The organism is Streptomyces wuyuanensis, assembly GCF_900103455.1.
Classification (GTDB): Bacteria; Actinomycetota; Actinomycetes; order Streptomycetales; family Streptomycetaceae; genus Streptomyces; species Streptomyces wuyuanensis.
In genome coordinates, this window is sequence record NZ_FNHI01000017.1 from 19,097 (window position 1) to 44,161 (window position 25,065).

Sequence of the window (25,065 nt, forward strand, 5' to 3'; positions counted from 1 at the left end):
TTGTCTTCCTGCGTCAACAAACGGCGCGAGCCTACTACTGACAGAGTGACAACTCGAAGGCTCGTCCGGACGTTTTTCAGCCGGGCCACGCGGTGTTGATCATGGGTTGTCCTGGTATTCGCGGACTTGGCACTCGGAACTGTGGCCGATGACACCTGGCCGGACGTCACAAACCCTTCCTGGACGTATGGCTGGAAATCTCTGTTCCAGCGGGAATCTTCCGTGACGGCCGTTCGTCTTTGTGTACGGGGAACGGGAGTTGCGGGGGAATCGACCTACGGGCGCGCCGGCGTGCACGGACCGGAAGCGGGTAGCCAACCCTGCAGTCGGACATTCGTGGGGAGTGAGCGCAGACCATGGCGACGGCGGACGAGACGGGAGTACCGCGGCGGCTCTGGGTCGAGGAGCCGGTGGGACGACGACGGCTGCCCGACCCGGTGCGCACGGCGGCCGTGCGTGCCGTGATCGTGACGGCGGTGACGATGACCCAGGCCCTGACGGCCTTCTTCTTCACGGTGACGGGATCATGGCTGGCGTTTCCCATGGTCCTGAGCAGCGTGGCGAGCACGGTCGGTGCGACCTGGGCGGTGCTGGACGTGTGGGTGACGCGCCAGGTGTGGAACCAGCGGAACGGTGTCGTATCGGTTCCGAGCAGCACCGCGCGGCAGCTGCGGCGTGAGCGGCGAAAGGCGCGGCGCACGGCCCGCGCGCAGGCGCGGGAGTCCGCACGGATACGGCGGAGGGGCTCGGGGAGGCTCTCCCAGGCCTGAGGCCTCCCGGCCCGTGCTCCGTGTGTCTCGGGGGGGGTGCTCCGGCTACTCCTCGCGACCGGCGGGGGTTTCGGAGGTACCGGACCGCGGCCGGGTGTCGGACGCGGCGCCTTCGGCTGCGGAGGGGGTCTGCTCCGACGGCTGCCCCTCCTCTCCTGTCCCGGACCCGTCGCCGGTCCCGGCTCCGGTGCCGGTGTGCGCCGCGTCCTCGCCGAGCGCCCCGGACTCGACGGGCGCGGTCGCCGGCGACGGCTCGTCGGTTCCCCGCTTGAACATCCGGGTCGCGGTGATCTCCCCGTGCACCGTCTCCCCGTCGGTGCGCTGCTGGGGCAGACCGGGGCGCAGATGCTCCTCGACGCTGATGTACTTCAGGCCCGCCCGGAGGTCCGCGTCATTGCGCAGCCTGATGACCAGCGGGAACTCCGCGAGAGCCGTGGTGTCGAACAGCCCGGTCGTGTACAGCAGTTGGACGCCCAGGGCCTTCGACACGGCCCGCTGCAGCTCCAGCAGGTAGGTGGCGTTGGCGCGGCCGATGGGGTTGTCCAGGAACAGCGTGCCCGCGTGCCGGTGCTTGTCCCGGCCCCGGTCGTTGCTGCGGAGCGCGGCCATGGTGCAGTAGAGCGCGATCGCGGCGGTGAGCAGCTGGCCGCCGGAGAACACGTCGCCCATCTGCCCGACCGGCACCCGCTCGGCCCGCAGCACCGCGTCCGGCTTGAGGATCTCGACGGCGACGCCCTTCGGTTCGAGGGCCGCCTGGACACCGCGCAGCAGCAGCGACATCCCGTCCCGGCGGAGGTCGGAGTTCTTCCTCACCGCTGCACGCGTGGCCTCGTCGATGACCTCACCGAGCCGCTCGGTGAGGGTCGCCTGGTCGGGCTCCTCGAAACGGATGCGCAGGAACTCCTGTCCCGACCACTCCCCCAGGCCCTCGGGCAGCCGTGACAGCCGCTGGGCCGAGCGGAGCGTCGTGAGGGCGGACTCCACCAGTCCGCGGAGGCGGTCCACGATGGAGTCGCGGTTGCGCTCCAACTGGACCAGTTCGTCGGTGAGGACGCGCAGCCGCGGCGCGAACGCCTCGGCCCAGCGCGCCGCGTGCTCCGGCAGGGCGGACGCCGGCAGCTCACGGATCTGCAGGCGCGCCGGTGTGCGCACCGCCTCGTACCGGGTTGAGTTGGCGTGGCGCACGAGGACGTCGCTCGCCTCGCGCACCGAGGACTCGGCGGCGGACAGATCGGCCGCGCAACCGCGCAGGGAGCGGCGGGCCTCGGCGGTGGACTGCCGGGCCTCCTCGAGGCTGCCCGGATACGGCTCGGGCTCCTCCTGGTCCTCGTCGGGGTGGTCCCTGAGCAGGTCGCGCAGGAGGGCCGCCGTCTCGTCGAAGCCGCTCGCCGCGTCCTCGGCGGTGCGGTGCGCCCGCAGCAGTTCGGCGTGGGTCGCCCGGGCGGTCTCCAGCGCCTCGGTGAGGGCGGCCAGTTCGCCGGTGGCCGTCCGCAGCAGCGCCTGGGCGTGCGGGGCGTCCGAGGGCTCCAGCTCCCCGGGGAGCCCGGTGTGCGCCTCACCGTCGGCGGGTGCCAGGCGCTCGGCCTCACCGCGCAGCCGGCCGAGCTTCTCGCTGGCCTCGGAGGCGCGGGTCTCCAGCATCTGCACGTGCGACTCGGCGCGGGCCGCGGCGGCCTGGCGGGACGGGCCGTCCGCTCCGTCGGTGCCCTCCAGCAACTGGGCGGCGCGCGTGCGGACCTTGTTGGTGAGCCGGTCCAGCTCGGCGAGCGCGGCGCTCTCGGCGCTCTCGGCGTGGGCCTGTTCGGCGCGCAGGTCGGCGCCGACGCCGACCTTTTCGTACAGCTGGGACGCGGCGCGGTACGCCTCGCGCAGGGCGGGCAGCGAAGGGCGCGGAGTGTCGGACGTCTCGTCCGGCTCGGGCAGCTGCTCGGGGGCGCCCGCGATCTCGGCGCGCTCCGCACGGAGGGCACGTGCGGTGCGCCGGGCGTCGTCCGCCGCGCGCTGGGCGGCCCGGCGGTCCTGGTCCGCGGCTCTCGCCCGGTCCAGGCAGGAGGCGGCGCGGGCATCGGACTCGGCGGCGTCGTCGGCGAGTTCACGCAGCTTCGCCTGCCACCCGGAGCGCTCGCGGAGCCGGAAGGCCAGACCGGCGAGCGCGTCCGCGGCGCGGCGGGCCCGCTGGGCCGCGTCCTGGCGCTCGTCGCGCACCCGGGCGCTGTCGGCGGCCGACTCCTCGGCCTCGGCCCGGGCGGCGCGGGCCTCGGCGAGCACGTCCTCGGCGGTCTCGGCCGCCTGTCGGGCGTCGCTCGCGGCCCGGGCGAGTTCGGCGAGCATGCCGGGCGGGCAGTCCGCGCGCCACGAGCCGATACGGGCGGCGAGGGCGCGGTCGCCGGCCAGTCGGGCCGCGAGGGCCCTGATCTCCTCGTCCCGCGCCGCGGCCCGGGCCCGCAGGGCCTGGCGCTCCTCGTCCGCGGCGTGCTCGTCGTGCATGGCGGGGTTCGGCGGCACGAGGAACACATCCGTGTCCGTGCCGCCGCCCTGGCCCGCTACGGGGGCGAGCAGCGCGGCCGCGGTTCCGACGGCGACGGCGGAACGCGGCAGCAGAGCCGCCCCGGTCAGCACCTCGCGGGCGCGGGCGTACGACACCGGGTCGGTGATCACGACACCGTCGACGAGCTCGGGCCGTGCGGCGAGCACGGCTGCGTGGTCGGCCGGGGCGACCGCCTGGGCGAGGTAGCGCCAGCCGGGCAGTGCGGGGATGCCGTGCTCGCCGAGGAACTCGACGGTCGCGAGGACGTCGGGGCCGGGGGGCAGCAGGCCGCCGTCGCCGAGCGCTCCGAGGATGCGGGAGTCGTCGGCGGCCGCCGTCCTCAGATCGAACAGCTGGCGCTCGGCGGCCGCGACGCCCTGGTCGAGCAGTTCCCGCAGTTCGTCGGCGCAGCGGTCGAACTCCTCGGCGGTGAGGGGGCCTTCCGCGTCGTGCTCGCGCCGGACGTCCTCCGGGCGCTCGCCGTCCGCGGTCCCCGCGGGCGCGGTGCCGGCGCGGTCGCCGTCGGAGCCGGTCGCCTGGGCCGGAAACGCCGCTCGTGCGTCCGCCGGGGCCGGTCCGGCCGATTCCGGGGACCGCTCGCGCCGGGGTCCCGGGACCCCGGCCGGGCCGGCGGCCGCCGTCAGGCCGAGCAGCTCGCCGAGGCGCTCCGACTCGGCGATGGAGGCCGCGGCGAGCCGCTCGGCCTCGTGGGCGTGTGCGGCCGCCTCGGCCGCGTCCGCGGCGCGGGCCGCGGTCAGTTCTGCCCGGGTCTCGGCGGCCGCGGTCTCACGGGCGCGCTCCGCGGCCGTGCGGGCGGCCTCACGGGCCGCGTCCCAGGCGGCGACCGCGGACTTCTCCGCGTCGCTGGCCGCGAGGGCGGCCCGCGCCGGGTCGGCGTCGGGGGCGGTGTCGTCGAGCCAGCCCGCGCGGACGGCCTCCGCGGTCTCCTGCTCGACCTCGGCGAGGCGCTGGCGCAGATGGCCCGCCTCGCTCCGGGCCCGCTGTGCGTCGGTGGCGGCGGCGGTGGCGTCGCGGTGGGCGGCCTCGCCGGCCTCCTGGAGGCCGGCGGAGCGCTCCTCCTCCTCGTTGGCCAGGCGCTCGCCGTCCTCGGCGGCGGAGTGGAGGGCGCGCACGAGGTCGGCGGCGGCCTTCGCGCGGGCCGCGAGTGCCGGCGCGGCGTCCCGTTCGGCCTCGCGGATGGCGGCGGCCACCCGCGCGGAACGGTCGGCGGCGGCGCGGTGGCGGAGCACTGCCTCGGCGGCCTGCCAGGCGGAGTGGAGGGTACGCGCGTCGGTCAGCTCTCGGCGCTGGGCGGCGGCGGCCTTCTCCGCTGCGGTGAGGGCCAGGGAGGCGTGCCGGTAGGCCAGTTCGGCGGCGATGAGGGAGCTGCGGCTCCGGGACCGCTCCGCCTCGGTGACGGTGTGTGCGGCGGCGGTGACCTGCTGGGCGAGTTCGGCCGCGCGGGCACGCTCCTCGCCGGCCCGAGCGGAGAGGCGGTGTGCGAGCGTGCGGGTGCGGCGCTCGGCTCCCAGGTGGATGTCGCGGGCCCTGGCCCGGGTGTCTGCGGCTTCCACGATGCGGCCGAGGAGATCGACGGAGCCTGCGGTGAAGTCGCGTTCGGCGATGAGCTCCGCGCGTCGGCCCAGTTTGTTGCCGAAGCCGCTGACGAGGTCGGCGAGCCCGTCCGTGTCACGGGTGTCGGTGACGGCGCGCAGCAGCAGGTCCGTGAAGTCGGAGTCCTTCTTGACCGCGAACAGGCCTGCGGCCTCGCCCTCGTCCGCGTTCATCTCCCGCTGGTAGCGGAAGAGTTCGGGGTCGAGGCCGAGGTCGCCGAGGTGCTCGTTCCAGCGGTCGTGGATCTCCTCCCAGTACACCTCCAGGTGCGGATACGCCTTGCCCGCCTCGGTGATGGCGTCGCGGAAGCCCTTCATGGTGCGGCGGCGGCCCTTTGCGCCGGACGCGCCCTCGGCGGGCGGGCGGACGGCGGTGGACTCGGCCACGGGCAGCGAGTCGAGGCTGAGGCCGGGCCCCGGCCGGAAGGAGTACCAGGCCTCGGCGAACTTGCGGGGGTCGTTGGAGACCTGGCGGCCGCGCCATTCACTGGCCTTGCCGACGACGACCAGCTCACCGGTGAGGGTGTGCTGCCACTCGAGGGCGACATGGCCGCAGTCGTCGGCGAGCAGGAACTTCCGCAGCACACCGGAGCTGGCGCCGCCGAGGGTGTTCCGGTGGCCGGGCAGCATCACCGAGAAGATCAGCTTGAGGAGGACGGACTTGCCGCCGCCGTTCTCCAGGAAGAGCACGCCCGCCGGGGCGGGCCGGCGGGGTGGACCGACCGGCTCCGCCTCGAAGAACTCGGCCTGCATCGGGGCCGGGTTGGGCACGGGCGCGCCGACTCCGCGCAGGTCCAGCACGGTGTCGGCATAGCGCGCGCCGGCGGGCCCGATGGAGTAGAGGCGTACCCGGGACAGCTCGTACATGGCGGCGGACTCTCGTCGTTCTCAGCGGGGTTGAGGCGGGGCGGACGGCGGCGGACGGTGTCTCGCCCCGGCAGGGTCAGGGATGGAAGGGAAGGCCGGCGTCGGCGGCCAGTTCCAGGTCGCCGGCGTCGGGCGGCGGCACGAGTGTGGCGGAGCCGTCGGTGACGGGGACGATCCCGAGCTCCAGCAGCTCCGCCATGGCAGCGGTGCCCGCCATGTCGCGGACCTGCAGCTGGTATCGGGCGGTCGTCCGGTACGCACCGCCGGAGTCGTCCCCCGTGCGCTGCAGGAAGCCGGAGTCGGTGAGGAAGGCGACCGCCTTGGCGATGATGCCCGTGGTGGAGCCGGCGAGGCGGCGGGCGTCCTTGGTGGCTCCGGTGGCGCTGCGGCGCGCGTAGATGCGCCAGGCGGCTTCGAGGCCCGGGGCGTCGGAGGCCGGGTCGGTGTTCTCCCCCCGCTCCTCGGCCCGCTCCTCCAGCCGGCGGCAGGCCTGCCGTACGAAGGCGTCGACGCCGTTGACCGTGATCCGGCCGATGTAGCCGTCGTCGGCGAGGTCCTCGGGGCGCGGGAACGCGAGCGCCGCGACGGCGAGGTGGGCGAGGCCGTGGAGGAACCGGTCGACCGAGTCGGCGGAGGCCCGGCGGGCGTAGTCGCCCATGCGGACGGCGAAGACCGAGTCCTCGGCCGCGGTCACGGCCATCCCGGCACGGGGCGAGACCTCCAGGACGACCAGGCCGAGCCCGGTGGCGACGGCGTCGGCGAGGCGGGCGAAGGCGGGCTCCTCGCGGTAGCGCCGCAGCAGGTCGCCGTACTCGGCGTCGCGGGCGGGCATCAGCTTGGGCTGCAGCCCGAAGGAGACGAGCCTCGCGGCGTCGGCCGCGTCGGCGGGGGTGACGCCGGAGGCGGCGGACATCGGCCCGGACGGCGGCCCGAGCGGCACGTCCGGCTCACGCCGGGGCCCGGCGTGCTCTGCGTGCTGGTCGCTCACGGCTGGTGCTCCTCTGTGCGCTGGCGGGGCACTTCTGTGCCGTGGTGTGCGGGTGCGGGGCGCTCCGGGCCGGGAACGGCGCGGACGTCCGGGGCGGGCGGGCGCAGCTCGGACCGGACGTGCGGGTACGGGAACGCGGGGGCACCGGCCCCCGGGCACGGAGTCACGCGGCCTCCGTGCGGTCCGCGGCCATGCCGGCGGCGTCGAGCAGCGCCGTGCCCACGATCAGGTCGGCGCCGCCGAACTCGGGGTCGTCCAGCTCCGTGCCGTCGTCGACGGCGAACAGCAGCCGCTGTTCGCCCTGCCGGTAGGCCGTGCCGACCGGGGGGCTGGCCGCGTGGACGGCGAGGAGGGCGACGAGGTAGGGCAGGTCCGGATCGCGGCGGCGCGCGTCGGCGAGGAGACCGGAGAGCCGGCGCGGGGCGTCGTGCTCCAGGTCCAGCAGTTCCATGGCGCTCGCCAGCTGCTCTTCGCTGAATCGGCTGTCGTCCGGGGTCGCGATCAGGTCGGGCTCGGGCAGCTCGGCGCCCAGGTGCTCGCGCTCCACGGGCGGGCTGAGCAGCATGTCGACGAGGTCCGCGACGCGGACCGACGCGGGTGAGCGCAGTCCCGTGCCGCGTGCGAAGTACGCGTCGGTGACCCGGATGGCCTGTTCGACGGGCAGGGGCAGCAGGGGCGCGACGAGGTGGCCGTACAGGTCGACGCCGGATCGGGCGGCCGGTGCTGCGAACGCCTGACGGTCCTGCTCGGCGCGGAACAGCGGGCCCGCTTCGAGCAGCCGGGACTGGAGCTGGGTGTGCCTGCGGATGCAGTCCTTGACTATGTCGACGAGCTCGGCGGCGCGGCGCTTGTGCTCGGGGTCCTCGGCCTCGTCCCGCGCCTTGCGGATGTTCGTGAGGATGGCGTTCTCGTGGCGGTAGCGGTCGGCGACGTGGTCGAGCGCTTCGGCGATCATGTCGGGCACGGCGTTGAGCCAGTCGACGGCGCGCACGTTGCGCCGGGTCGCCTCGAGCGTCTTGCGCAGGGTCTCCGCGTACTGCACGGTCCGGTAGCGGGCCTGCTCGGCGGCCAGCTGGGCGTCGGCGAGCCGGCCGCGGCTGATCAGCACCTCCAGCTTCACCTCCGCGGCGATCTGCGCGCTGGTGACGTCCGTGTCGAGGGCGCCGACGAGGACGTTCACCGCCTCGTCGGTGGTGCGCAGGTAGACGCTCCCGCCGTAGCCGGGGACCTCCTCGATGAGCTTGAAGTCGTAGTCCCGCCGGACATACACCCCGTCCGGGCCGAAAGTGCCGTACACCGCGCGGAAACCGCGGTCGACGCTGCCGACGTTGATCAGGTTCTCCAGCACCCAGCGCGCCACGCGCTCGTGCTCGCCGGCGGGCCGCCGCGGCGCCTGGGCCGCGATGCGCGGAAGGAGCCTGGCCACTATCTGCTCGTGGTCGGCGCCGGTGTCGAAGTCCATGTTCAGCGTGACGAGATCGATGGCGGCGAGGGCGACCTCCGCCATCGCGTACACGGAGTACTCGCCCGCCAGGTTCGCCTTGCGGGTGTCCAGGTCGTGGAGCGGCGCGGTGCACGCGAGCGCGCGGAGCCGCCGCGCGAGCCCTTCGTCGGCGGCCGGGCCCTGTGCGGGGCGCGGCCCCGCGCTGAGCTGGGGCGGAACGGATTCCGTCGAGGCTGGCGAAGTCACGGTGCACAGACTAGGTCCTCGCACTGACACCGGTCGAAACGGCGCAGAAACCCCGCGTGCTGCACGGCGCCCCGGCGCCCGCGCCGCACGTCGTCCCGAAGCTCAGCGCTCCACCGCGTCCCCGTCCGCCACGAGGCCCCCGTACACCTCGACGAGCCGGGCGCGGGAGTCGTCGAGGTAGCCGGAGAGGAGCCGCTCCGCGTCGCCGCGCCTGCCCTTCTCCAGGGCGTCCAGAATCTCCCGGTTCCGCACGAGATAGGGCTCATGGAGCCCGCGCGGATCGTCCACCACGTGGAAGACGAGGCGGAGTTCGGCGAGGACGCCTCGCATCAGTTCGTCGGTGCGTGCGCTGCGGGCGAGCGCGACCAGTTCTCGATGGAAGTGGATGTTGGCGGTGGACACGCCCGGCCAGTGCTCCTCCCGGGCCGACCGCTCCCCGTCGGCCACGGCCGAGCGCAGCCCGTCGAGCGCGAACGGCGGTTCGCCGAGCCCTCGGACGACGGCGCACTCGACCAGCCGGCGGGTGCGGTAGATGTCCTCGACGTCCTCGACCGTGAGGACCCGGACGAATACCCCGCGGTTGAGCTCGTGGACCAGCAGCCGCTCGTGCGTCAGCAGCCGGAACGCCTCGCGCAGCGTGTTGCGCGAGACGCCGAGCGCCCCGCCGATGCTGTCCTCCGAGAGCCGCGCCCCCGGCGGGAAGAAGCCCTCCGCGATCCGGGTGCGCAGAATGTCCGCGACCCGCTCCGCGGTGCTCGTGCGGCCCAGGAGCCGGCGGTCACCGGCCAGTTCACCGAGCTCGGACCCCTTCGTGCCCACAGCGCCCCTCTATTCCGCTCTCCGTCACCGCCGGCGGCCCCGTCGGCGTCCGCACCCATCGTAGAAGCAGATCCGCCCGACAAGAGACGACGAGACTCTTGTCGGATCGTTGAACAATCCCCTACGGTGTGCCGAGCGTCACTCTGCAGAACCGCCACGTCACCGGACATCACCATTCGGCCGCACCCTCTCCCCCTCTGCGAGGTGCCGATGAGCACGACCAAGACCCAGCCCGAGCAAGGCGAACTGCCCGAGGACACCGGCGCGTTCGCCTGGCTCCGCGCGCTCGGACCGCGGGGCCGCCGGGCCTTCGGCGGAGCGTTCGGCGGTTACGCGCTGGACTCCTACGACTTCTTCACGCTGCCGCTCAGCATGGTGGCCATCGCCGCCTACTTCAGTCTCGACAGCGGCCAGACCGGGCTGCTGACCACCGTCACGCTGGTCGTCTCCGCGATAGGCGGAGCGCTCGCAGGGATCCTCGCCGACCGGATAGGCCGGGTCAGGGCCCTGATGATCACGGTCATCACATACGCCCTGTTCACGGTGTTGTGCGGCTTCGCGCCCAACTACGAGACGCTGCTGGTGTTCCGGGCGCTCCAGGGCCTCGGTTTCGGCGGCGAGTGGGCCGTGGGCGCGATCCTGGTCGCCGAGTACGCCACGGCCAAGCACCGCGGCCGCACGCTCGGCGCCATCCAGAGCGCATGGGCCGCCGGCTGGGCCCTCGCCGTGATCGTCTACACGCTGGTCTTCCAGTTCCTCGACGCCGACACCGCATGGCGCGTGATGTTCTGGACGGGCGCGCTCCCGGCCCTGCTCGTCGTGTACGTCCGCCGGAACGTGACGGACGCGCCCGAGGCAGCGGAGCGGCGCAGGACGAGCCGCGACCGCGGGTCGTTCACCGCGATATTCCGCAAGGACCTGGCCCGTACGACGGTCTTCGCGGTACTGCTCTCCACCGGCGTCCAGGGCGGCTACTACACGCTGGCGACCTGGGTGCCGACCTACCTCAAGTCGGAACGGGGCCTCACCGTCGTCGGCACCGGCGGCTATCTGGCATTCCTCATATCCGGCGCCTTCATCGGCTATCTGACGGGCGGGTACCTCACCGACGTCCTCGGCCGGAAGAAGAACATCGCGCTGTTCGCCGTGCTCTCCGCGGGCTGCATCCTGGCGTACACGAACATCCCCTCGGGCGCCGACGGGCTGCTGCTGGTGCTCGGGTTCCCGCTCGGTTTCTGCATGTCGGCCATCTTCAGCGGCTTCGGCTCGTTCCTGGCCGAGCTCTACCCCACGGCCGTGCGCGGTACGGGCCAGGGCTTCACGTACAACACCGGCCGTGCGGTGGGGGCCTTCTTCCCCACCCTCGTCGGATTCCTCGCCGGCAGCTGGGGCGTCGGCGGCGCCCTGGTCTTCGGCGCCGTGGGTTACGGACTGGCCGTCGTCGCGCTGCTGGGTCTGCCGGAGACCCGCGGCCGAGAGCTCGTCTGAAAGGACCATCCCCCATGACCTGGGCCTCGATCGACCTCAACGCCGACCTCGGCGAGGGCTTCGGCCGCTGGCGGCTGACCGACGACGAACAGCTGCTCTCCGTCGTCACCAGCGCCAATGTGGCCTGCGGCTTCCATGCCGGGGACGCGGCCACCATGCGGCGCGTCTGCGCGCTGGCGGCCGAGCGCGGGGTGCGGATCGGCGCCCAGGTCTCCTACCGCGATCTGGCCGGCTTCGGCCGGCGTTCCATGGACGTCCCCGCCGAGGAGCTCGCCGCCGAGGTGGCGTACCAGATCGGCGCGCTGGAGGTCTTCGCCCGCGCCGCCGGGACGCGCGTCTCGTACGTCAAGCCGCACGGGGCCCTGTACAACCGAGTCGTCCGCGACGAGCAGCAGGCCGAAGCCGTGGTGGAGGGAGTGCTGCTGACCGGTGAGCGGCTGCCGCTGCTGGGGCTGCCCGGCTCCACGCTCCACACGGTGGCCGAGAAGGCCGGACTGCCGGTCGTCACCGAGGCGTTCGCGGACCGGGCCTATGCGGCGGACGGCACCCTCGTGCCACGGGGGCGGGAGGGTGCCGTCCTCACCGACGCGGACGCGGTCGTCGAACGCTCCGTCTCCCTGGCCCGGTTCGGGGTGGTCACCTCGCACTGCGGTCGCCCCGTCGGGGTCCGCGCGCGCTCCCTCTGCCTCCACGGGGACACCGAGGGCGCGGTCGCCCTCGCCCGCCGGGTGCGGGCGCAGCTGGAGGAGTCGGGTGTCCGGGTGGAGGCCTTCGTATGAGACTGCTGCCCGTCGGCGAGGGCGCACTGCTGGTGGAGCTCGGCAGCGGCGAGGAGGCCGGGGCGCTCCACGCCGAGCTGCTGCGCCGCCGCGCCGAGGGCACGCTGCCCCCGGTGCGGGAGATCGTCCCGGCGGCACGGACCGTCCTACTCGACGGCGTCGAGGAACCGGACCGGCTGGCCGACGAGCTTCCCCGGTGGTCCGTCCCGCCGCTCGCACCCGGCGGCGGGGCCGTGACGGAGATCCCGGTGCGCTACGACGGCCCGGACCTCGCTGAGGTGGCGGCCCTGTGGAAGGTCTCCGTGGCGGGCGTGGCCGCCGTCCATTCCGCGGCCGAGTTCCGTGTCGCCTTCTGCGGATTCGCCCCGGGCTTCGCCTATCTCACCGGGCTCGGCGAGGAGTTCGCGGTGCCGCGGCGCGTCACACCGCGGACGGCGGTCCCCGCCGGGTCGGTCGCCCTCGCCGGGACGTACACGGGTGTGTACCCCCGTTCCTCCCCGGGCGGCTGGCAGTTGATAGGGACGACCGACGCCGTTCTGTGGGACCCGGCGAGGGAGCCGGCGTCGCTGCTCTCCCCCGGCGCCCGGGTGCGGTTCGTGCCCTGCGCGGAGGCGGGCCGATGACCGATCGTGCCCTCGTCGTGGTGCGGGCCGGGGCGCTGACGACCGTTCAGGACCTCGGCCGCCCGGGGCACGCGCACCTGGGCGTACCCCGCTCGGGGGCGCTGGACCCGTATGCGCTGCGCCTGGCCAACCGCCTTGTGGGCAACCCCGGGCACGAGGCCGTGCTCGAGACCACGCTGACCGGCTGCGAGATACGGCCGCGCGGTGAGTTGACCGTGGCGGTCGGCGGCGCGCCGTGCCCGGTGCGGGTCGGCGGACGGCCCGCCGCCTGGGGGGCGCCGGTGCGGGTCGCGGCCGGGGAGCTGCTGGAGGTGGGCGCGGCGGTCCGGGGCGTGCGGAGCTACGTGGCGTTCGCCGGGGGGATCGCGACGGAACCGGTGCTGGGCAGCCGCTCGACGGATCTGCTCTCCGGTCTGGGACCCGCACCGCTCGCCGACGGCGCGGTCCTTCCGCTGGGCCGGCCCACCGGCCCGGCCGCGCGGGTGGACGGCTCGCCCTGGCCCGGTCCGCCGTCCGAACTCGTGCTGCGGGTGCGGTTCGGCCCGCGTGACGACTGGTTCACGGAAGGGGCACGCCGGACGCTGGCCGCCGGTGGCCACCGCGTGTCGGCGGCGAGCAACCGCATCGGCCTGCGGACGGAGGGCCCCGCGCTGGAGCGGGCCGTCCACGGCGAACTGCCCAGCGAGGGCATGGTGCTCGGCGCGGTACAGGTCCCGCCGGACGGCCGGCCCGTGGTGTTCCTCGCCGACCACCCCACCACCGGCGGCTATCCGGTGGTGGCTGTCGTCCGCGAGCACGACCTCGCGGCGGCGGCCCAGGCGGCCCCCGGAACCCCGGTGCGCTTCGTCCCGGACCGCTGATCCGCCGGCCGGGCGCCCGTCGCCCCGTACCCCGACGGCCCCGGCGCGCACCGCCCCGCCGTCACCCGGCACCCCGGCCGCCCGTCCCGGTGCGCCCGGTCAGCCCGCCGGGCGCCCGTAGCCGCCGCCGCCCGGTGTCCGCACGACCAGGACGTCGCCCGGGGCGACCTCCAGCGAGTCGACCCCGCGCAGTTCCTCGACCGTGCCGTCCGAGCGCTCCACGGCGTTCGACCCCGGTGCCCCCGGCTCTCCGCCGGCCATGCCGTACGGTCTCACCCGCCGGTGGCCGGTCAGCAGGGTGACGGTCATCGGTTCCAGGAAGCGGATGCGGCGTACGACACCGCACCCGCCCGGCCAGCGGCCCGCTCCCCCGCTGCCGTCCCGCACCGAGAAGGCGTCCACCCGCACCGGGTATCGCCACTCCAGCACCTCGGGGTCGGTGAGCCGTGAGTTGGTCATGTGGGTCTGCACGGCATCGGCACCGCGGAAACCGTCGCCGGCGCCGGAACCGCTGGCCACGGTCTCGTAGTACTGGACGCGGTCGTTGCCGAAGGTGACGTTGTTCATCGTGCCCGAGCCCTCCGCCTGCACTCCGAGCGCCGCGTACAGGGCGCCGGTGACCGCCTGCGAGGTCTCGACGTTGCCCGCGACCGTCGCCGCGGGGTAGGCCGGAGCGAGCATCGAGCCGTCCGGCACACGTACGTCCAGCGGTTCCAGACAGCCGCTGTTGAGCGGGATGTCGTCGGCGACGAGCGTGCGGAAGACGTAGAGCACGGCCGCCATCACCACCGACTTGGGGGCGTTGAAGTTGCCCGGCTGCTGTGCGGAGGTGCCGGTGAAGTCGAGGACGGCCCCGCGCGCCTCCCGATCCACCGTCAGCGTGACCTCGATGACCGCGCCGCTGTCGGTCTCGTAGCGCCAGGAGCCGTCGGTGAGCCCCGCGACGATCCGGCGCACGGACTCCTCGGCGTTGTCGCGCACGTGCCCCATGTAGGCCTGGACTACGTCGAGGCCGAACTCCTCGACCATCCTGGCCAGTTCGCTGATCCCCTTCTCGTTGGCGGCGATCTGGGCGCGCAGGTCGGCGAGGTTGGTGTCGGGGTCGCGGGACGGGTGGCGGGCGCCGGTCAGCAGTTCCCGGGTCTCGGCCTCGCGCAGCCGCCCGTCCCGTACGAGCAGCCAGTTGTCGAAGAGCACGCCTTCCTCGTCGATCGTGCGGCTGAACGCCGGCATCGAGCCCGGGGTGATCCCGCCGATCTCGGCGTGGTGCCCCCGCGAGGCCACGAGAAAGCGCAGCTCACGGCCGTTCTCGTCGAAGACCGGCGTCACGACCGTCACATCGGGGAGATGGGTGCCGCCGTGGTACGGGTCGTTGATGGCGTACACGTCGCCGGGCCGCAGTTCGCCGGCGTTGCGTCGCAGGACCTCCTTGATGGACTCGCCCATCGAGCCCAGGTGTACGGGGATGTGGGGCGCGTTGGCGATGAGGTTGCCGTCGGCGTCGAACAGGGCGCAGGAGAAGTCGAGCCGCTCCTTGATGTTGACCGAGTGGGCGGTGTTCTCCAGCCGCAGGCCCATCTGTTCGGCGATCGCCATGAAGAGGTTGTTGAAGACCTCCAGCAGCACGGGGTCGACGTCCGTGCCGACGGCCGTACGGCCGGGCCTCGGCCGCACGCGGGTCAGCAGCAGATGTCCTCCCTCGCCGACGGCCGCCTGCCAGCCGGGGTCGACGACGGTGGTGGCGTCGGCCTCGGCGACGATCGCGGGTCCTTCGAGGGTGTCGCCCGGGGAGAGGTCCCCCCGCCGCAGGAGCGGGGCGTCGACGGGCCGGCCGTCCAGGAACATCCGCACCGTGTCCCGTGCCCGCGGACCCGCGCCGGCGGCGGCCTCCTCGACGATGACGGTCCCGTGCGGCCCGGCCGCACCCACGGCCTCGACCGACACCGCCTCCACGACGAGCGGTTTGTCCATGGTGAAGGCGTAGCGCGCACGGTGTGCCGCGGTGAACGCCTCGCGCATCGCGGTCTCCGTGCCGAGCGGCACGGGCAGCCCGGCGTCCGTTCCGGCGTAGCGGATCAGCACGCGTGCGCGGGTGCCGATCGCCTCGTCGGGAACGGCGTCGTCCCGCAGTTCCGCCCGGGTGCGTCCGGCCAGCTCGTCGCACAGCTCCCGCACCCGGACCAGGGTGTCCTCGCCGAGTTCCGCCTCAACCGACTGCTCGCGCATGGCGGTGGCGTCGGCCAGGCCGATGCCGTAGGCGGACAGCACCCCGGCGAGCGGGGGCACGACGACGGTGTTGATGCCGAGGGCGTCGGCGACCGCGCAGGCGTGCTGGCCGCCGGCGCCGCCGAAGCAGGTCAGGGCGTAGCGGGTCACGTCGTGGCCCCGCTGGACGGAGATCTTCCTGACGGCGTTGGCCATGTTGAGGACCGCGATCTCGAGGAAGCCCGCCGCGACCTCCTCGGGGCTGCGCTCGGTCCCCGTGGCCGTGCGCACCTCCTCGGCCAGCCGCTCGAACCCCTCCCTCACGGCACCGGTGTCGAGCGGCTGGTCGCCGTCCGGGCCGAAGACGGCGGGGAAGTGGCCCGGCTGGATCCTGCCGAGCATCACGTTGGCGTCGGTGACGGTGAGCGGTCCGCCCCGCCGGTAGGAGGCGGGTCCCGGTACCGCGCCCGCCGAGTCGGGGCCGACACGGTAGCGCCGGCCGTCGAAGTGGAGGATCGAGCCGCCTCCGGCGGCGACGGTGTGGATGTTCATCATCGGCGCGCGCATCCGCACACCGGCGACCTGGGTACCCAGCTCCCGCTCGAACTCGCCCGCGTAGTGGGACACATCGGTGGACGTCCCGCCCATGTCGAAGCCGATGACCCGCCGGAAGCCCGCCTGCTCGGAGGTGCGGGCCATGCCGACCACACCACCGGCGGGACCGGACAGCACGGCGTCCTTGCCCCGGAAGTGGGCGGCCTCGCGCAGTCCGCCGTTGGACTGCATGAACATCAGTCGGATGGAGCGGAGTTCCGTCGCGACCTCGTCGACGTAGCGGCGCAGGATCGGCGAGAGGTAGGCGTCCACGACGGTCGTGTCGCCGCGGGGTACCAACTTGATGAGTGGGCTGACCTCGTGCGAGCAGCTCACCTGGGTGAAGCCGAGCTCTCGCGCCGCGCCGGCGACGGCCGACTCGTGGTCGGGGTGGCGGTAGCCGTGCATGAAGACGACCGCCGCGCTCGCGAACCCGTCCCGGCGGGCCTGCTGCAACTGCTCCCGCACCGGCTCGAGATCCAGCGGCCGGACCACCTCGCCCCGGGCGCCGATCCGTTCGGGCACCTCGATGACCCGCTCGTACACGGCCTCGGGGAGGACGATGTGGCGGTCGAAGAGCCGGGGGCGGTTCTGGTACGCGATGCGCAGCGCGTCCCGGAAGCCCTCCGTGACGAGGAGGACGGTGGGTTCGCCTCGGCGCTCAAGCAGCGCGTTGGTGGCGACCGTCGTGCCCATCTTGACGACGTCGATCCGCTCCGCCGGTACGGGGTCCCCCGGGCCGAGGCCGAGGAGCAGCCGGATGCCGGCGACGGCAGCGTCGGGGTAGTGCTCGGGGTTGTGGGACAGCAGTTTGCGGGTGACGAGACGTCCGTCCGGCCGTCTGCCGACGATGTCGGTGAACGTCCCGCCACGGTCGATCCAGAACTCCCAGCACCCGCTCATTCCCCCATTCTGGCAACCGGCGGGGCGGGGGACAGCGAGGCGAGCGCGGAGCGGAGGGCGTTTTCCGCGAGGTGGTCGAGGCGGGAGCTGGTGCCCCCGGCCCAGTGCCGTACCTCGGCGCCGGCGAGCGCCAGCAGCTGGGGCAGGAGGTCGGTGCACCGGCGCGCGACCCATCCGGTGCCGGCCGTGGCGAGCCACACCGCCTTCGCCGTACGGCTCGGCGGGGGCTGCTCGGGCTCGCTGTCCGGCGGCGCTCCGAGGGCGAGCCCCCGGGCCGTGAGCAGCTCGTGGAACCGGCGGGCGATCGCCCGGTGGCCGCGTTCGCCGGGGTGGAGACGGTCCGCGCTCCACAGGGAGCGGTCCTCGACCCAGGAGGCGTCGCCCAGATGCAGATGGACGGCGCCGTACCGCTCGGAGAGCACGTGGACGACCGCGTTCACGGCACGCTGCCGGCGCGCGAGCGGACGTGCGAGCGGCGCGGGGAGCCCGAGCATCGCGCCCGGGTCGGGGAGGCAGGCCGTCAGCAGCCGGGTGCCGGATCCGCTGAGCGCGGCGCAGACCTCGTCGAGGCGTACGGCGAGGTCGTGGATGTCGAAGCCGTGCCGGAGGGTGTCGTTCACCCCGACGATCACGGAGGCGAGGTCCGGCGCGTACGCCAGAGCGGCGGGCGCCTGGGTCTCGTGCACATCGCGGGAGAGCGCGCCGCTGACCGCGAAGTTGCGGAACTCCGCGTGCCCACCCGGCGTGCCGAGGCCCTGTGCCAGCAGAGCGGCCCAGCCGCGCCACGCCCCGTCGACGCGGTCGCCGACCCCTTCGGTGAGCGAGTCTCCGAGAGAGGCGAAACGCAGGACGCGCGCGCCCGCCGTGCCCGTCGGCGCGGGCGCCCGGGTCGGCCCGGCCGCGCTCGCGACGGCGCGCGGCTGCGGGACGGCGGCGACGGCCGGACCGCCGCCTCCGTACCCGCGCCGCTCCGGGCCACCCGCGCCGGACGGGCTCACCGCCCCGATGGCGGCCTCGCCTCGGGCGGCGGGGGGAGGGGTGGCCTGCCCACCGCCCGCCCCGGACCGGGCCGCCTGCCCACCGGCCGCCTCACCGGCGCAGGGCCCGGCAGTCCCCGCCCTCCCGCAACGACCCGGCACGTCCGCACCACGCGAGGCACCCGCCGGCGCCGCGGCGCCGCGCGGCCGGCGCGGTTCGGTGGTCATGCCACGGCCTCCGGGCGGGCCGGGACCAAGGTGGGGGCGTCGTGGGCGGCGAGGAAGGCCGCGACCGCCCGGTCCCAGCCGAAGGCCTCGGCCCGGGCACGGGCGGCGGCGCGGCGCGGGCCCTCCCCGCGGTCGAGGAGTTCCCGGACCGCGTCCGCGAAGGCCCCCGGCCTGTCGGGCGCGGCGATCCCCGCCTCGCCGACGACTTCGGGCAGGGCCGAGGACGCGCTGGCGACGACCGGGGTACCGCAGGCGAGCGCCTCCAGCGCGGAGAGCCCGAACGTCTCGGCGGGGCCGGGCGCCAGGCAGATGTCGGCCGCGGCCTGGAGGTCGGCCAGTGCCTCACGGTCGGCGACGTGGCCGAGGAAGTGCACCGGCAGCCGCTCCTCGCGCGCCCGCCGGACCAGCCCCGCGCGCAGCGGTCCCTCGCCCGCCACCACGAGTGCCGCGCGCACCCCGCTTGCGCGCAACCCGGCGAGGGCGTCCAGGGCCGTGCCGGGGCGCTTCTCCACCGAGAGCCGCGAGCAGAGCAGCAGCAGGACGCCGGCGCCCTGTGTGTAGCGGGCGCGCAGGACCTGGCTGCGGCGGCCCGGCCGGCAGCGGTCGAGTTCGACTCCGAGCGGCGCGCGCACCACGTTCCGGGCGCCGATCCGGACGAACTCGCGCTCGGCCCATTCCGTCGTGCAGACGATCCGGGAGTACGACCAGGCGCTGCGCCTGTTCAGCCGGTCCGCGGTGCGCTCGGCCAGCGCGCCGGGGACGCCCCAGGTCCGCAGGACGCCGTCGGCGGTCTCGTGGGACACCATGACCGAGGGGATGCGGTGGCGCCGGGCCCACTCCCCGGTCCAGCGCAGGGTGGTGCGGTCGGAGACCTCCAGCCGGTCGGGGGCCAGCTCCTCGAGCAGTGTGCGCAGCCGGGCGCGGCCCGCGAGGACCCGGTATCCGCCGGTGCCCGGCAGCTCGGGCCCCGCCACGGTGACGACCCGTCCCTGTGCGGTGCGTTCGTCGCTCTCGGTGTCACCGGGAACGACGAGCACCGGCTCGTGGCCGGCCGCCAGATAGCCGCGTCCCAGCTCGCGCAACGCGGTGCGCAGCCCGCCGGAGGACGGCGTCACGAAGTTCGCGAGCCGTACGATCCGCAGCCCGCGCACACCGTCCGTACCTCCCGCACCCCCTTCCCGGCTGGTCGCCGCCGTGTGGTGCGCACCGGCGGCACGGACCGCGCGGTCCGTGCCGCCCGCCCCGCCGGTCCCGCTCATGCCGCCACCGCCGTGCGCTCGCGCAGGACCTCGGTGTAGTGGCCCAGGAGCTGGTCGCCGACGGCGGCCCAGGTCCGGCCTTCCACGGTGGCCCGGGCCGCCCGGCCGTACGCCCTCCGGCGCGCCGGGTCCGCCGCGAGGCCCGCCACCGTGTCCCGTACCGCGCCGGCGTCGTGCGGCGGTACGAGCAGCCCGGTCCGTCCGTGGTCGACGAGGTCGAGCGGGCCTCCGGCCGCGGGAGCGACGACCGGCAGACCGCTGGCCATGGCCTCCTGCACGGTCTGGCAGAACGTCTCGTACGGTCCCGTGTGGGCGAACACGTCGAGCGAGGCGAAGATCCTCGCCAGGTCCTCGCCCGTACGCCGGCCGAGGAACACGGCGCCCGGCAGCGAGTTCCGCAGCGCGGCCCCGCTCGGCCCGTCGCCCACGACGACGACCTTGACTCCCGGAAGCCCGCAGACCCCGGCGAGCAGCTCGACGCATTTCTCGGGCGCGAGCCGCCCGACGTAGCCGACGATCGTCTCGCCGCCCGGCGCGAGCTCCCGCCGCAGCGACTCGTCCCTCAGCTCGGGCCGGAACCGTACGGTGTCCACCCCGCGCGGCCACAGCCGCACCCTCGGTACGCCGTGCCCCTCCAGGTCCCGGACGGCGGCACTGGACGGCGCGAGGGTCCGGTCGGCCGCGTTGTGGACGGTGCGGATGCGCCGCCAGGCCGTGCTCTCACCCGCGCCCACGTACGTACGGGCATATCCGGCGAGGTCGGTCTGGTAGACGGCGACGGCGGGCAGCCCGAGCTTCGCCGCGACGCCCATGCCGCGCACGCCGAGGACGAACGGGCTGGCGAGATGGACGACATCGGCCCGGTGCGCGGTGAGCGCGGTGGCCAGCCGCCGGCTGGGCAGGGCCACCCGCACCTGGGGATAGCCGGGCAGGGGCAGGGACGGCACACGCACCACGGGGCAGGGGGCGTCGCTGTCGGATCCGGTGACCGCCGGGGCGATGACGAGGGGATCGTGGCCGCGTGCGGCGAGGTGCCGGGCGGTCTGCAGGGCGCAGTGCGCCACACCGTTGACGTCGGGTGGAAAGGATTCGGTGACGATGACGACACGCATACTCGTGTTCTCGTCGCGCCGGGGGTGGCGCGGCCAACGTGGATCTTTCGGCGCGTCGAACGTCCCATGAGCGTTTGGCCCCGCCCGGCGTGTACCCGGCGGACCTGCCCCCACCGTGCCCGTTTCGGCCACGACCGGGAAGGCCCGGCCGTGCCGCCTCCCCGGGCCCGAGGCACGCTTGCGTCGCCCGGGACCGGGGGCCCGAACCGCCGACCGGGCGGGCAGGCCGGACGCGGGTCGCGGAGCGCCGGCCACGCGTCGAGCCACCCGGGACCGTGCCGACCGGCCGGATCTCACGGCCGACACCGAGCGGCACCGAACGGTACGGCGGACGCCCGGGCTCGTGGCGCTCCGGCCGCCTCCCGATGCCCGCCCGTGCCGGGGTGCCCGCCGCGCGGCGGGCACCCCGGCACGTCACGTCAGAGCGGAGGGGCCTCGGGCGCTATGCGGCTGCGGACGGCCGTCTGGACCTCGGCCTCCTCCGCCGGATCCGCGGCGAGCCGGCGGAGGCGTTCGGCGACGCGTGCGTCACCGGTCTCGGCGTGCAGTGCGGCGACCTCCCTCGTGGTCTCCTCGCAGTCCCACAGGCATTCGACGGCGAAGCCGGTCGCGAAGGAGGGATCGGTGGCGGCCAGGGCTCGGGCCGTGCGGCCGCGCAGCTGGGAGGAGGTGGTCTCGCGGTAGATGTGGCGCAGCACGGGTGCCGCGCAGCCGATGCCGAGTCGGCCGGTGCCGTCGACCAGGGCCCACAGCAGGGGGGCGTCGGGTCCGTCCGCGCGGACGGTCTCCCGGAGTGCGCCGAGGACGAGCTCGGAGTCCTGGCCGCCGCCCCGGCAGGCGAGGACACCCGCGGCCGAGGCGCCGAGCGCGTCGGGCCGGTGGATCCAGCCGCGTGCCCGGTCGACGGCGGCCTCACCGCACATCCGCTCGAACGCGGCGACGGCGGCCTCGGCCACGGTACGGGAGGAGTCGGCTGCCGCCGCCTCGATCAGGTCGAGCACGGCGGGATCTCGCGCCTCCGCCAGGTAGTGCAGGGCCGCGCAGCGTGCGCCGTCGGGCCCGCTGCGGGCCGCCTCCACGATCAGCGGCCGGTCGTCGGGGCCGGCGACGGCGCCGAGGCAGCGCGCCGCGGGCACGTGCAGGGCGGCGCCGCGTTCCAGTCCTTGCTGGGCCCAGTCGAAGACGGACTGGACGCTCCAGCCGGGGCGTGGCCCCGTGGGCCGCATCTGGCGCTGCCAGCGGTCGAAGGAGCCGCGTTCGCGGGCCGCGCGCACCCTGGCGCCCACCGCCTCCCGGCGGTCCTCGGCCCAGAGCCGCCACGGCCTGGGCTCGAAGGCGTCGCGTACGGCGGCGGCCAGCTCGGCGTCGCCCTCCGGGGTGGCCGGGAAGCGGCCGAGCACGGCGCCCGCGAGTGAGCGGAGCCCGGAGTCGTCGTCGCGCAGGGCGAGCTCGTCGAGGGCCCAGGCCCAGTTGGCTCCGGTCGCCGCGTACCTGCGGATCAGCACGAGGGCGTCGTCGCGCCCGTACGAGGCCAGGTGCCCCAGCACGGAGAGCGCGAGCCCGGTACGGGCGTCGTCGGTGTCGAGGTGGTCCTCGGCACCGAAGAGGTGGGCCTCGATCTCCTCGAGACCGCCGCCCAGGTCCAGGAACAGGCGGGCGTAGTAGAGGGACCGGTTCTCCACCTGCCAGTCGTGGCGGGGGTCGTGGAGCACGCACTGGTTGAGGGCCGCGAGGGCTTCCGCGCGTGGCGCGGCGAGCGCGTGCAGCGTGCCGTCGCCGCGGCCCCTCTGCAGCAGGCCGTGCAGTGTGCCGCTCGGCGCTATGACTGGTTCGAACATGGAAAGTGCCTCACATCAAGCTGTCGACGCAACCGGGGGAGTGTTCGCCTAGGCCGCGCGGCAACATGATCGGCTGCCCGTCGTCTTCCGCTTGGTGCAAACCATCTTCCTCTGCCTCTCGTCGGTGGCCCCATGCGGGCCCGACGTCATGATGACCCAGCCATTTCGTCGCCGCGACCACATTTAGGGCGGCTGCTCCTCCCGGCGTTCAACTCCCGTTCACCGGGCGCCGAACAGCTCCAGGAGGTCTGTCTTCCCAAACATCCGCGCGGTATCCACCGCGGACGGAGTTCCCGCCTCCGGATCGGCGCCGCCGTCCAGCAGTGCGCGGATCACCTCGTCCTCGCCCTTGAAGACGGCGCCGGCGAGGGGGGTCTGGCCGCGGTCGTTGGCGCGGTCCGCGTCGGCGCCACGGGCCAGCAGGGCCGTCACCGCACCGGCGTGGCCGTGGTAGGCGGCGAGCATCACGAGCGAGTCGCCCTTGTCGTTGGTGAGGTTCGCCGGGACGCCGGCGTCCACGTAGGCGGCGAGTGCCTCGGCGTCTCCCTGGCGGGCCAGGTCGAAGATCCGGGAGGCCAGCTCGACCACCTCGGGATCCGGGGCTTCACTCATCCGAAGGACCGCCTTCCACTGCGCTGACAACGGGCGCCCGGCGCGTCCGGAACACCCGATAGGGGCTTGACCTGCCGCTTCGTGGGGCGGGGCGGCGCCGCACGAGCGAACCGACAGGGTACTGCGCCCCGGGGGGACGTCACTCCACGTACCCACGGGGACGATCCCGTGACACATGGCGAACATCACGCGAAGCGGCGCCGCGAAGATCAACACCCGTTCGGCAACCATCCGCCATCCACCGATCCGGTGAAAAGAACGAACTTTCACCCGAATGCACCTTTTGTCGTATAGATACCTTCTGTGAGGATGGAAGGACTCATGGTGACTGTCCCCTCAACCAGGAGAACCGCTCATGATTCTGTCCATCTCAGGCGTCGTGCTGCTGGGCATCATCGTCTTCCTGTTCTTCAAGAAGGACGGACTGAAGGCGTCGCACGCGCTGGTCTCGGCACTCTTCGGCTTCTACCTCGCGGGCACGGCCATCGCCCCGAGCATCACCGCAGGAGGAGCGAGCCTGGCCAGCCTCCTGGGCGGGATCAAGTTCTGACCTCCCCGTACCAGCCCTCCCCCACCTCGAGGAGCAGGAGAACCACGTGGCCCGGCGACCACTCCCCCGCATTCCGAGCAGCGGCAACGACCGGATCGCTCGCAGCCGAGAACTCGCGCGGACGGCCGCCGACAACGCCACCGACGTCCTCCATCCGCTCATCACGATCAGCCGCGGGCTACGGCTGCTGGCCGCCGCCGGACTGCGCAAGTGGGCCGACACTCCCAAGGACAAGCGTGGCCCCGCGCTGTTCCTGGCGGCGGTCTGCGTGCTGGCGGTCGCACTCGCCCCGTACGGACCGCTGCTCGGGCTGATCGGCCTCATGGGAGTGGCGGGGTGGAAGGGACGGGTGCGCACGCCGGTGCGCACCGGCCCCGACGACTCGCAGATCGCGCGGCTCCAGGCGCTCCACGACGCCCTGGTGCCGTACTTCTCCGTCCCGGAGGATCCGAGTCCGCTCTTCGCCCACGGCGGGGAGTGGGCGAAGGCGTTCAGCGACCACGAGTTCGACGGGGACGGGCGGCTGACCCGGTTGCGTGTGAAGTACCCGGCGTACTTCCCCGACGGCGAGGCCGAGGCCCGCGCCCGGATCGAGCAGTTGCTGCACGCGAAGTCGGGCCGGGGCCGCGAATACCTCTTCTCCTGGGACGAGGAGGCCAACCAGCTGCTGATGAGCGTCCTGCCCGCGCTCCCGACCACCATCGCCGCCCAGCGCTTCGTCACCGCACCCGGAGAACTGGTCGTCGGCTTCACCGACCCCGACGCCGTCCAGCGGACCGTGCCCGTCCTCGACGGCGACGCGACGCGGGACGCGCCGCCCGTGATGTGGCGGACCGGCCCGCGCTCGACCGAACCGCATCTGCTGGCCGTCGGCCACCCCGGCAGCGGCACCACCTCCCTGCTGCGCTCCCTCGCCCTGCAGGCGCTGACGCACGGCGACGTGCTGATCGTGGAGGGCAGCGGCACCGGCGAGTACGCCTGCCTGACGGGCCGCGACGGCGTCCTCGCCGTCGAGTGCGGACTCGCCGGGGCCCTGGCCGGCCTGGAGTGGGCGGCCCACGAGACGGAGCGCCGGCTCATCGCCGCCAACCGGGCGCGGCAGGCGGGTCACTCCGCCCCCGACGACGCCCGGCGTCCGCTGTGCATCCTCGTGGACCGGCCCAGTGTCTTCAGCCATCTCGCCGCCGCGGACGGCAGGCCCGACCCCCAGCAGCTGCTTCAGGTGCCGCTCAGGCACGGCCGGGCGGCGCACGTGACCGTGGTCGTCGCCGACCAGTTCGACAGCCTCGAGTTCCTGAACGAGACGGTGCGGACGCACACCCGTGCCCGAGTCGTGCTCGGCCCGGCCACGCCGGAGCAGGTGAAGAGCGTGCTCGGCGCTCCGCCGCACACGACGCCCACCTCCGATGTGCCGCCCGGCCGGGGCTATGCGCGCATGGGGACGGGAGCGGTGCTCAGGCTCCAGGTGCCCGCGACGCCCGACCCGTACGACGACGCGGCGAGCGAGGCGCACCGGCAGGCGGTAATGGAGCTGCTTCCGGAGCGGCAGGCCACCGGGGAGGCGGGCGCGCCGCAGGAGCAGCCGGCGGCCGAGCCGGCGGGTCCCGGCGACACGGCGCTGACCGGGCCGCGCGAGGAGGTCCCGGCCGGTCCCGCCGGCGAACGGCCGACGGGGCCCGTCCCCGAACCGGTGGCCAGTGCGCCCGTCCGGGCGGGTTCGGCACCGGTGCCGGCGGAGGGCTGACCCGGCCTCGGACCGGCTC

17 protein-coding genes are annotated in these 25,065 nt (G+C 74.4%); 7 read left to right on the forward strand and 10 right to left on the reverse strand.

Going from position 1 to position 25,065, the window contains the following annotated elements:
* The first annotated feature begins 356 nt into the window (after positions 1–356).
* Positions 357–770, forward strand: coding sequence for a hypothetical protein (locus tag BLT82_RS23640; RefSeq protein ID WP_093658134.1), 414 nt, complete (start codon positions 357–359; stop codon positions 768–770).
* 45 nt (positions 771–815) lie between these two features.
* Here BLT82_RS23640 and BLT82_RS23645 read toward each other — a convergent pair whose 3' ends face one another.
* The 4 genes from BLT82_RS23645 to BLT82_RS23660 all read right to left on the reverse strand — a co-directional run bounded on the left by BLT82_RS23645 (position 816) and on the right by BLT82_RS23660 (position 9,274).
* Positions 816–5,777 (reverse strand): hypothetical protein, encoded by a 4,962-nt coding sequence (locus tag BLT82_RS23645; RefSeq protein WP_244292105.1) that lies wholly within the window; start codon positions 5,775–5,777, stop codon positions 816–818.
* 76 nt (positions 5,778–5,853) lie between these two features.
* Positions 5,854–6,765: a hypothetical protein gene (locus BLT82_RS23650; protein ID WP_093658136.1), complete on the reverse strand. Its 912-nt coding sequence runs from the start codon at positions 6,763–6,765 to the stop codon at positions 5,854–5,856.
* A gap of 163 nt (positions 6,766–6,928) precedes the next feature.
* Positions 6,929–8,455, reverse strand: a complete 1,527-nt coding sequence (locus BLT82_RS23655) for a hypothetical protein (RefSeq protein WP_093658138.1) — start codon at positions 8,453–8,455, stop codon at positions 6,929–6,931.
* A gap of 102 nt (positions 8,456–8,557) precedes the next feature.
* Complete coding sequence (locus tag BLT82_RS23660) at positions 8,558–9,274, reverse strand: GntR family transcriptional regulator (protein ID WP_093658140.1); 717 nt, start codon at positions 9,272–9,274, stop codon at positions 8,558–8,560.
* A gap of 210 nt (positions 9,275–9,484) precedes the next feature.
* Between BLT82_RS23660 and BLT82_RS23665 the strand changes: the two genes are divergently transcribed.
* From BLT82_RS23665 to BLT82_RS23680, 4 genes are read left to right on the forward strand one after another with little or no spacing between them, the layout of a single operon-like run.
* Positions 9,485–10,762 carry an MFS transporter gene (locus tag BLT82_RS23665; protein WP_093658142.1) on the forward strand — a complete coding sequence of 426 codons (1,278 nt, stop codon included), beginning with the start codon at positions 9,485–9,487 and terminating at the stop codon, positions 10,760–10,762.
* Between the two features lie 14 nt (positions 10,763–10,776).
* The gene (locus BLT82_RS23670; RefSeq protein WP_093658144.1) at positions 10,777–11,541 is read left to right on the forward strand and encodes a LamB/YcsF family protein; all 765 of its coding nucleotides are present in this window, start codon (positions 10,777–10,779) and stop codon (positions 11,539–11,541) included.
* Entirely contained in the window at positions 11,538–12,164 is a 627-nt protein-coding gene (locus tag BLT82_RS23675) for a 5-oxoprolinase subunit B family protein (RefSeq protein WP_093658146.1), read from the forward strand. The genes BLT82_RS23670 and BLT82_RS23675 overlap by 4 nt, the downstream gene beginning before the upstream one ends.
* Positions 12,161–13,024: a 5-oxoprolinase subunit C family protein gene (locus tag BLT82_RS23680; RefSeq protein ID WP_093658148.1), complete on the forward strand. Its 864-nt coding sequence runs from the start codon at positions 12,161–12,163 to the stop codon at positions 13,022–13,024. Before BLT82_RS23675 ends, BLT82_RS23680 begins: the two co-directional genes overlap by 4 nt.
* Before the next feature lie 99 nt (positions 13,025–13,123).
* Here the strand turns inward: BLT82_RS23680 and BLT82_RS23685 are convergent, their stop codons facing one another.
* The 6 genes from BLT82_RS23685 to BLT82_RS23710 form a co-directional block, all read right to left on the reverse strand.
* Positions 13,124–16,726 carry a hydantoinase B/oxoprolinase family protein gene (locus tag BLT82_RS23685; RefSeq protein WP_093658150.1) on the reverse strand — a complete coding sequence of 1,201 codons (3,603 nt, stop codon included), beginning with the start codon at positions 16,724–16,726 and terminating at the stop codon, positions 13,124–13,126.
* Positions 16,723–17,574, reverse strand: a complete 852-nt coding sequence (locus BLT82_RS23690; RefSeq protein ID WP_093658390.1) for an SGNH/GDSL hydrolase family protein — start codon at positions 17,572–17,574, stop codon at positions 16,723–16,725. The genes BLT82_RS23685 and BLT82_RS23690 overlap by 4 nt, the downstream gene beginning before the upstream one ends.
* Positions 17,575–17,927: 353 nt before the next feature.
* Positions 17,928–19,190 (reverse strand): glycosyltransferase, encoded by a 1,263-nt coding sequence (locus BLT82_RS23695; protein ID WP_404205050.1) that lies wholly within the window; start codon positions 19,188–19,190, stop codon positions 17,928–17,930.
* A complete protein-coding gene (locus BLT82_RS23700; RefSeq protein WP_093658152.1) occupies positions 19,187–20,302 on the reverse strand; it encodes a glycosyltransferase family 4 protein in 1,116 nt (371 codons plus the stop codon). The genes BLT82_RS23695 and BLT82_RS23700 overlap by 4 nt, the downstream gene beginning before the upstream one ends.
* A gap of 419 nt (positions 20,303–20,721) precedes the next feature.
* Positions 20,722–22,140, reverse strand: coding sequence for a hypothetical protein (locus BLT82_RS23705; RefSeq protein WP_093658154.1), 1,419 nt, complete (start codon positions 22,138–22,140; stop codon positions 20,722–20,724).
* 219 nt (positions 22,141–22,359) lie between these two features.
* Entirely contained in the window at positions 22,360–22,752 is a 393-nt protein-coding gene (locus BLT82_RS23710) for an ankyrin repeat domain-containing protein (RefSeq protein WP_093658156.1), read from the reverse strand.
* Between the two features lie 355 nt (positions 22,753–23,107).
* Here BLT82_RS23710 and BLT82_RS23715 point away from each other — a divergent pair, with 355 nt between their 5' ends.
* Entirely contained in the window at positions 23,108–23,302 is a 195-nt protein-coding gene (locus tag BLT82_RS23715; RefSeq protein ID WP_093658158.1) for a hypothetical protein, read from the forward strand.
* A 46-nt stretch (positions 23,303–23,348) separates the two neighbouring features.
* Positions 23,349–25,046 (forward strand): hypothetical protein, encoded by a 1,698-nt coding sequence (locus BLT82_RS23720; protein WP_093658160.1) that lies wholly within the window; start codon positions 23,349–23,351, stop codon positions 25,044–25,046.
* The last annotated feature ends 19 nt before the right edge of the window (positions 25,047–25,065 follow it).

Bases quoted from the DNA above. Each gene is read 5' to 3' on its own strand.
- BLT82_RS23685 (WP_093658150.1), bottom strand. From the start codon at position 16,726: ATGAGCGGGTGCTGGGAGTTCTGGATCGACCGTGGCGGGACGTTCACC.
- BLT82_RS23700 (WP_093658152.1), bottom strand. From the start codon at position 20,302: ATGCGTGTCGTCATCGTCACCGAATCCTTTCCACCCGACGTCAACGGT.
- BLT82_RS23665 (WP_093658142.1), top strand. From the start codon at position 9,485: ATGAGCACGACCAAGACCCAGCCCGAGCAAGGCGAACTGCCCGAGGAC.
- BLT82_RS23710 (WP_093658156.1), bottom strand. From the start codon at position 22,752: ATGAGTGAAGCCCCGGATCCCGAGGTGGTCGAGCTGGCCTCCCGGATC.
- BLT82_RS23715 (WP_093658158.1), top strand. From the start codon at position 23,108: ATGATTCTGTCCATCTCAGGCGTCGTGCTGCTGGGCATCATCGTCTTC.
- BLT82_RS23645 (WP_244292105.1), bottom strand. From the start codon at position 5,777: ATGTACGAGCTGTCCCGGGTACGCCTCTACTCCATCGGGCCCGCCGGC.
- BLT82_RS23670 (WP_093658144.1), top strand. From the start codon at position 10,777: ATGACCTGGGCCTCGATCGACCTCAACGCCGACCTCGGCGAGGGCTTC.
- BLT82_RS23705 (WP_093658154.1), bottom strand. From the start codon at position 22,140: ATGTTCGAACCAGTCATAGCGCCGAGCGGCACACTGCACGGCCTGCTG.
- BLT82_RS23695 (WP_404205050.1), bottom strand. From the start codon at position 19,190: ATGAGCGGGACCGGCGGGGCGGGCGGCACGGACCGCGCGGTCCGTGCC.
- BLT82_RS23640 (WP_093658134.1), top strand. From the start codon at position 357: ATGGCGACGGCGGACGAGACGGGAGTACCGCGGCGGCTCTGGGTCGAG.
- BLT82_RS23680 (WP_093658148.1), top strand. From the start codon at position 12,161: ATGACCGATCGTGCCCTCGTCGTGGTGCGGGCCGGGGCGCTGACGACC.
- BLT82_RS23675 (WP_093658146.1), top strand. From the start codon at position 11,538: ATGAGACTGCTGCCCGTCGGCGAGGGCGCACTGCTGGTGGAGCTCGGC.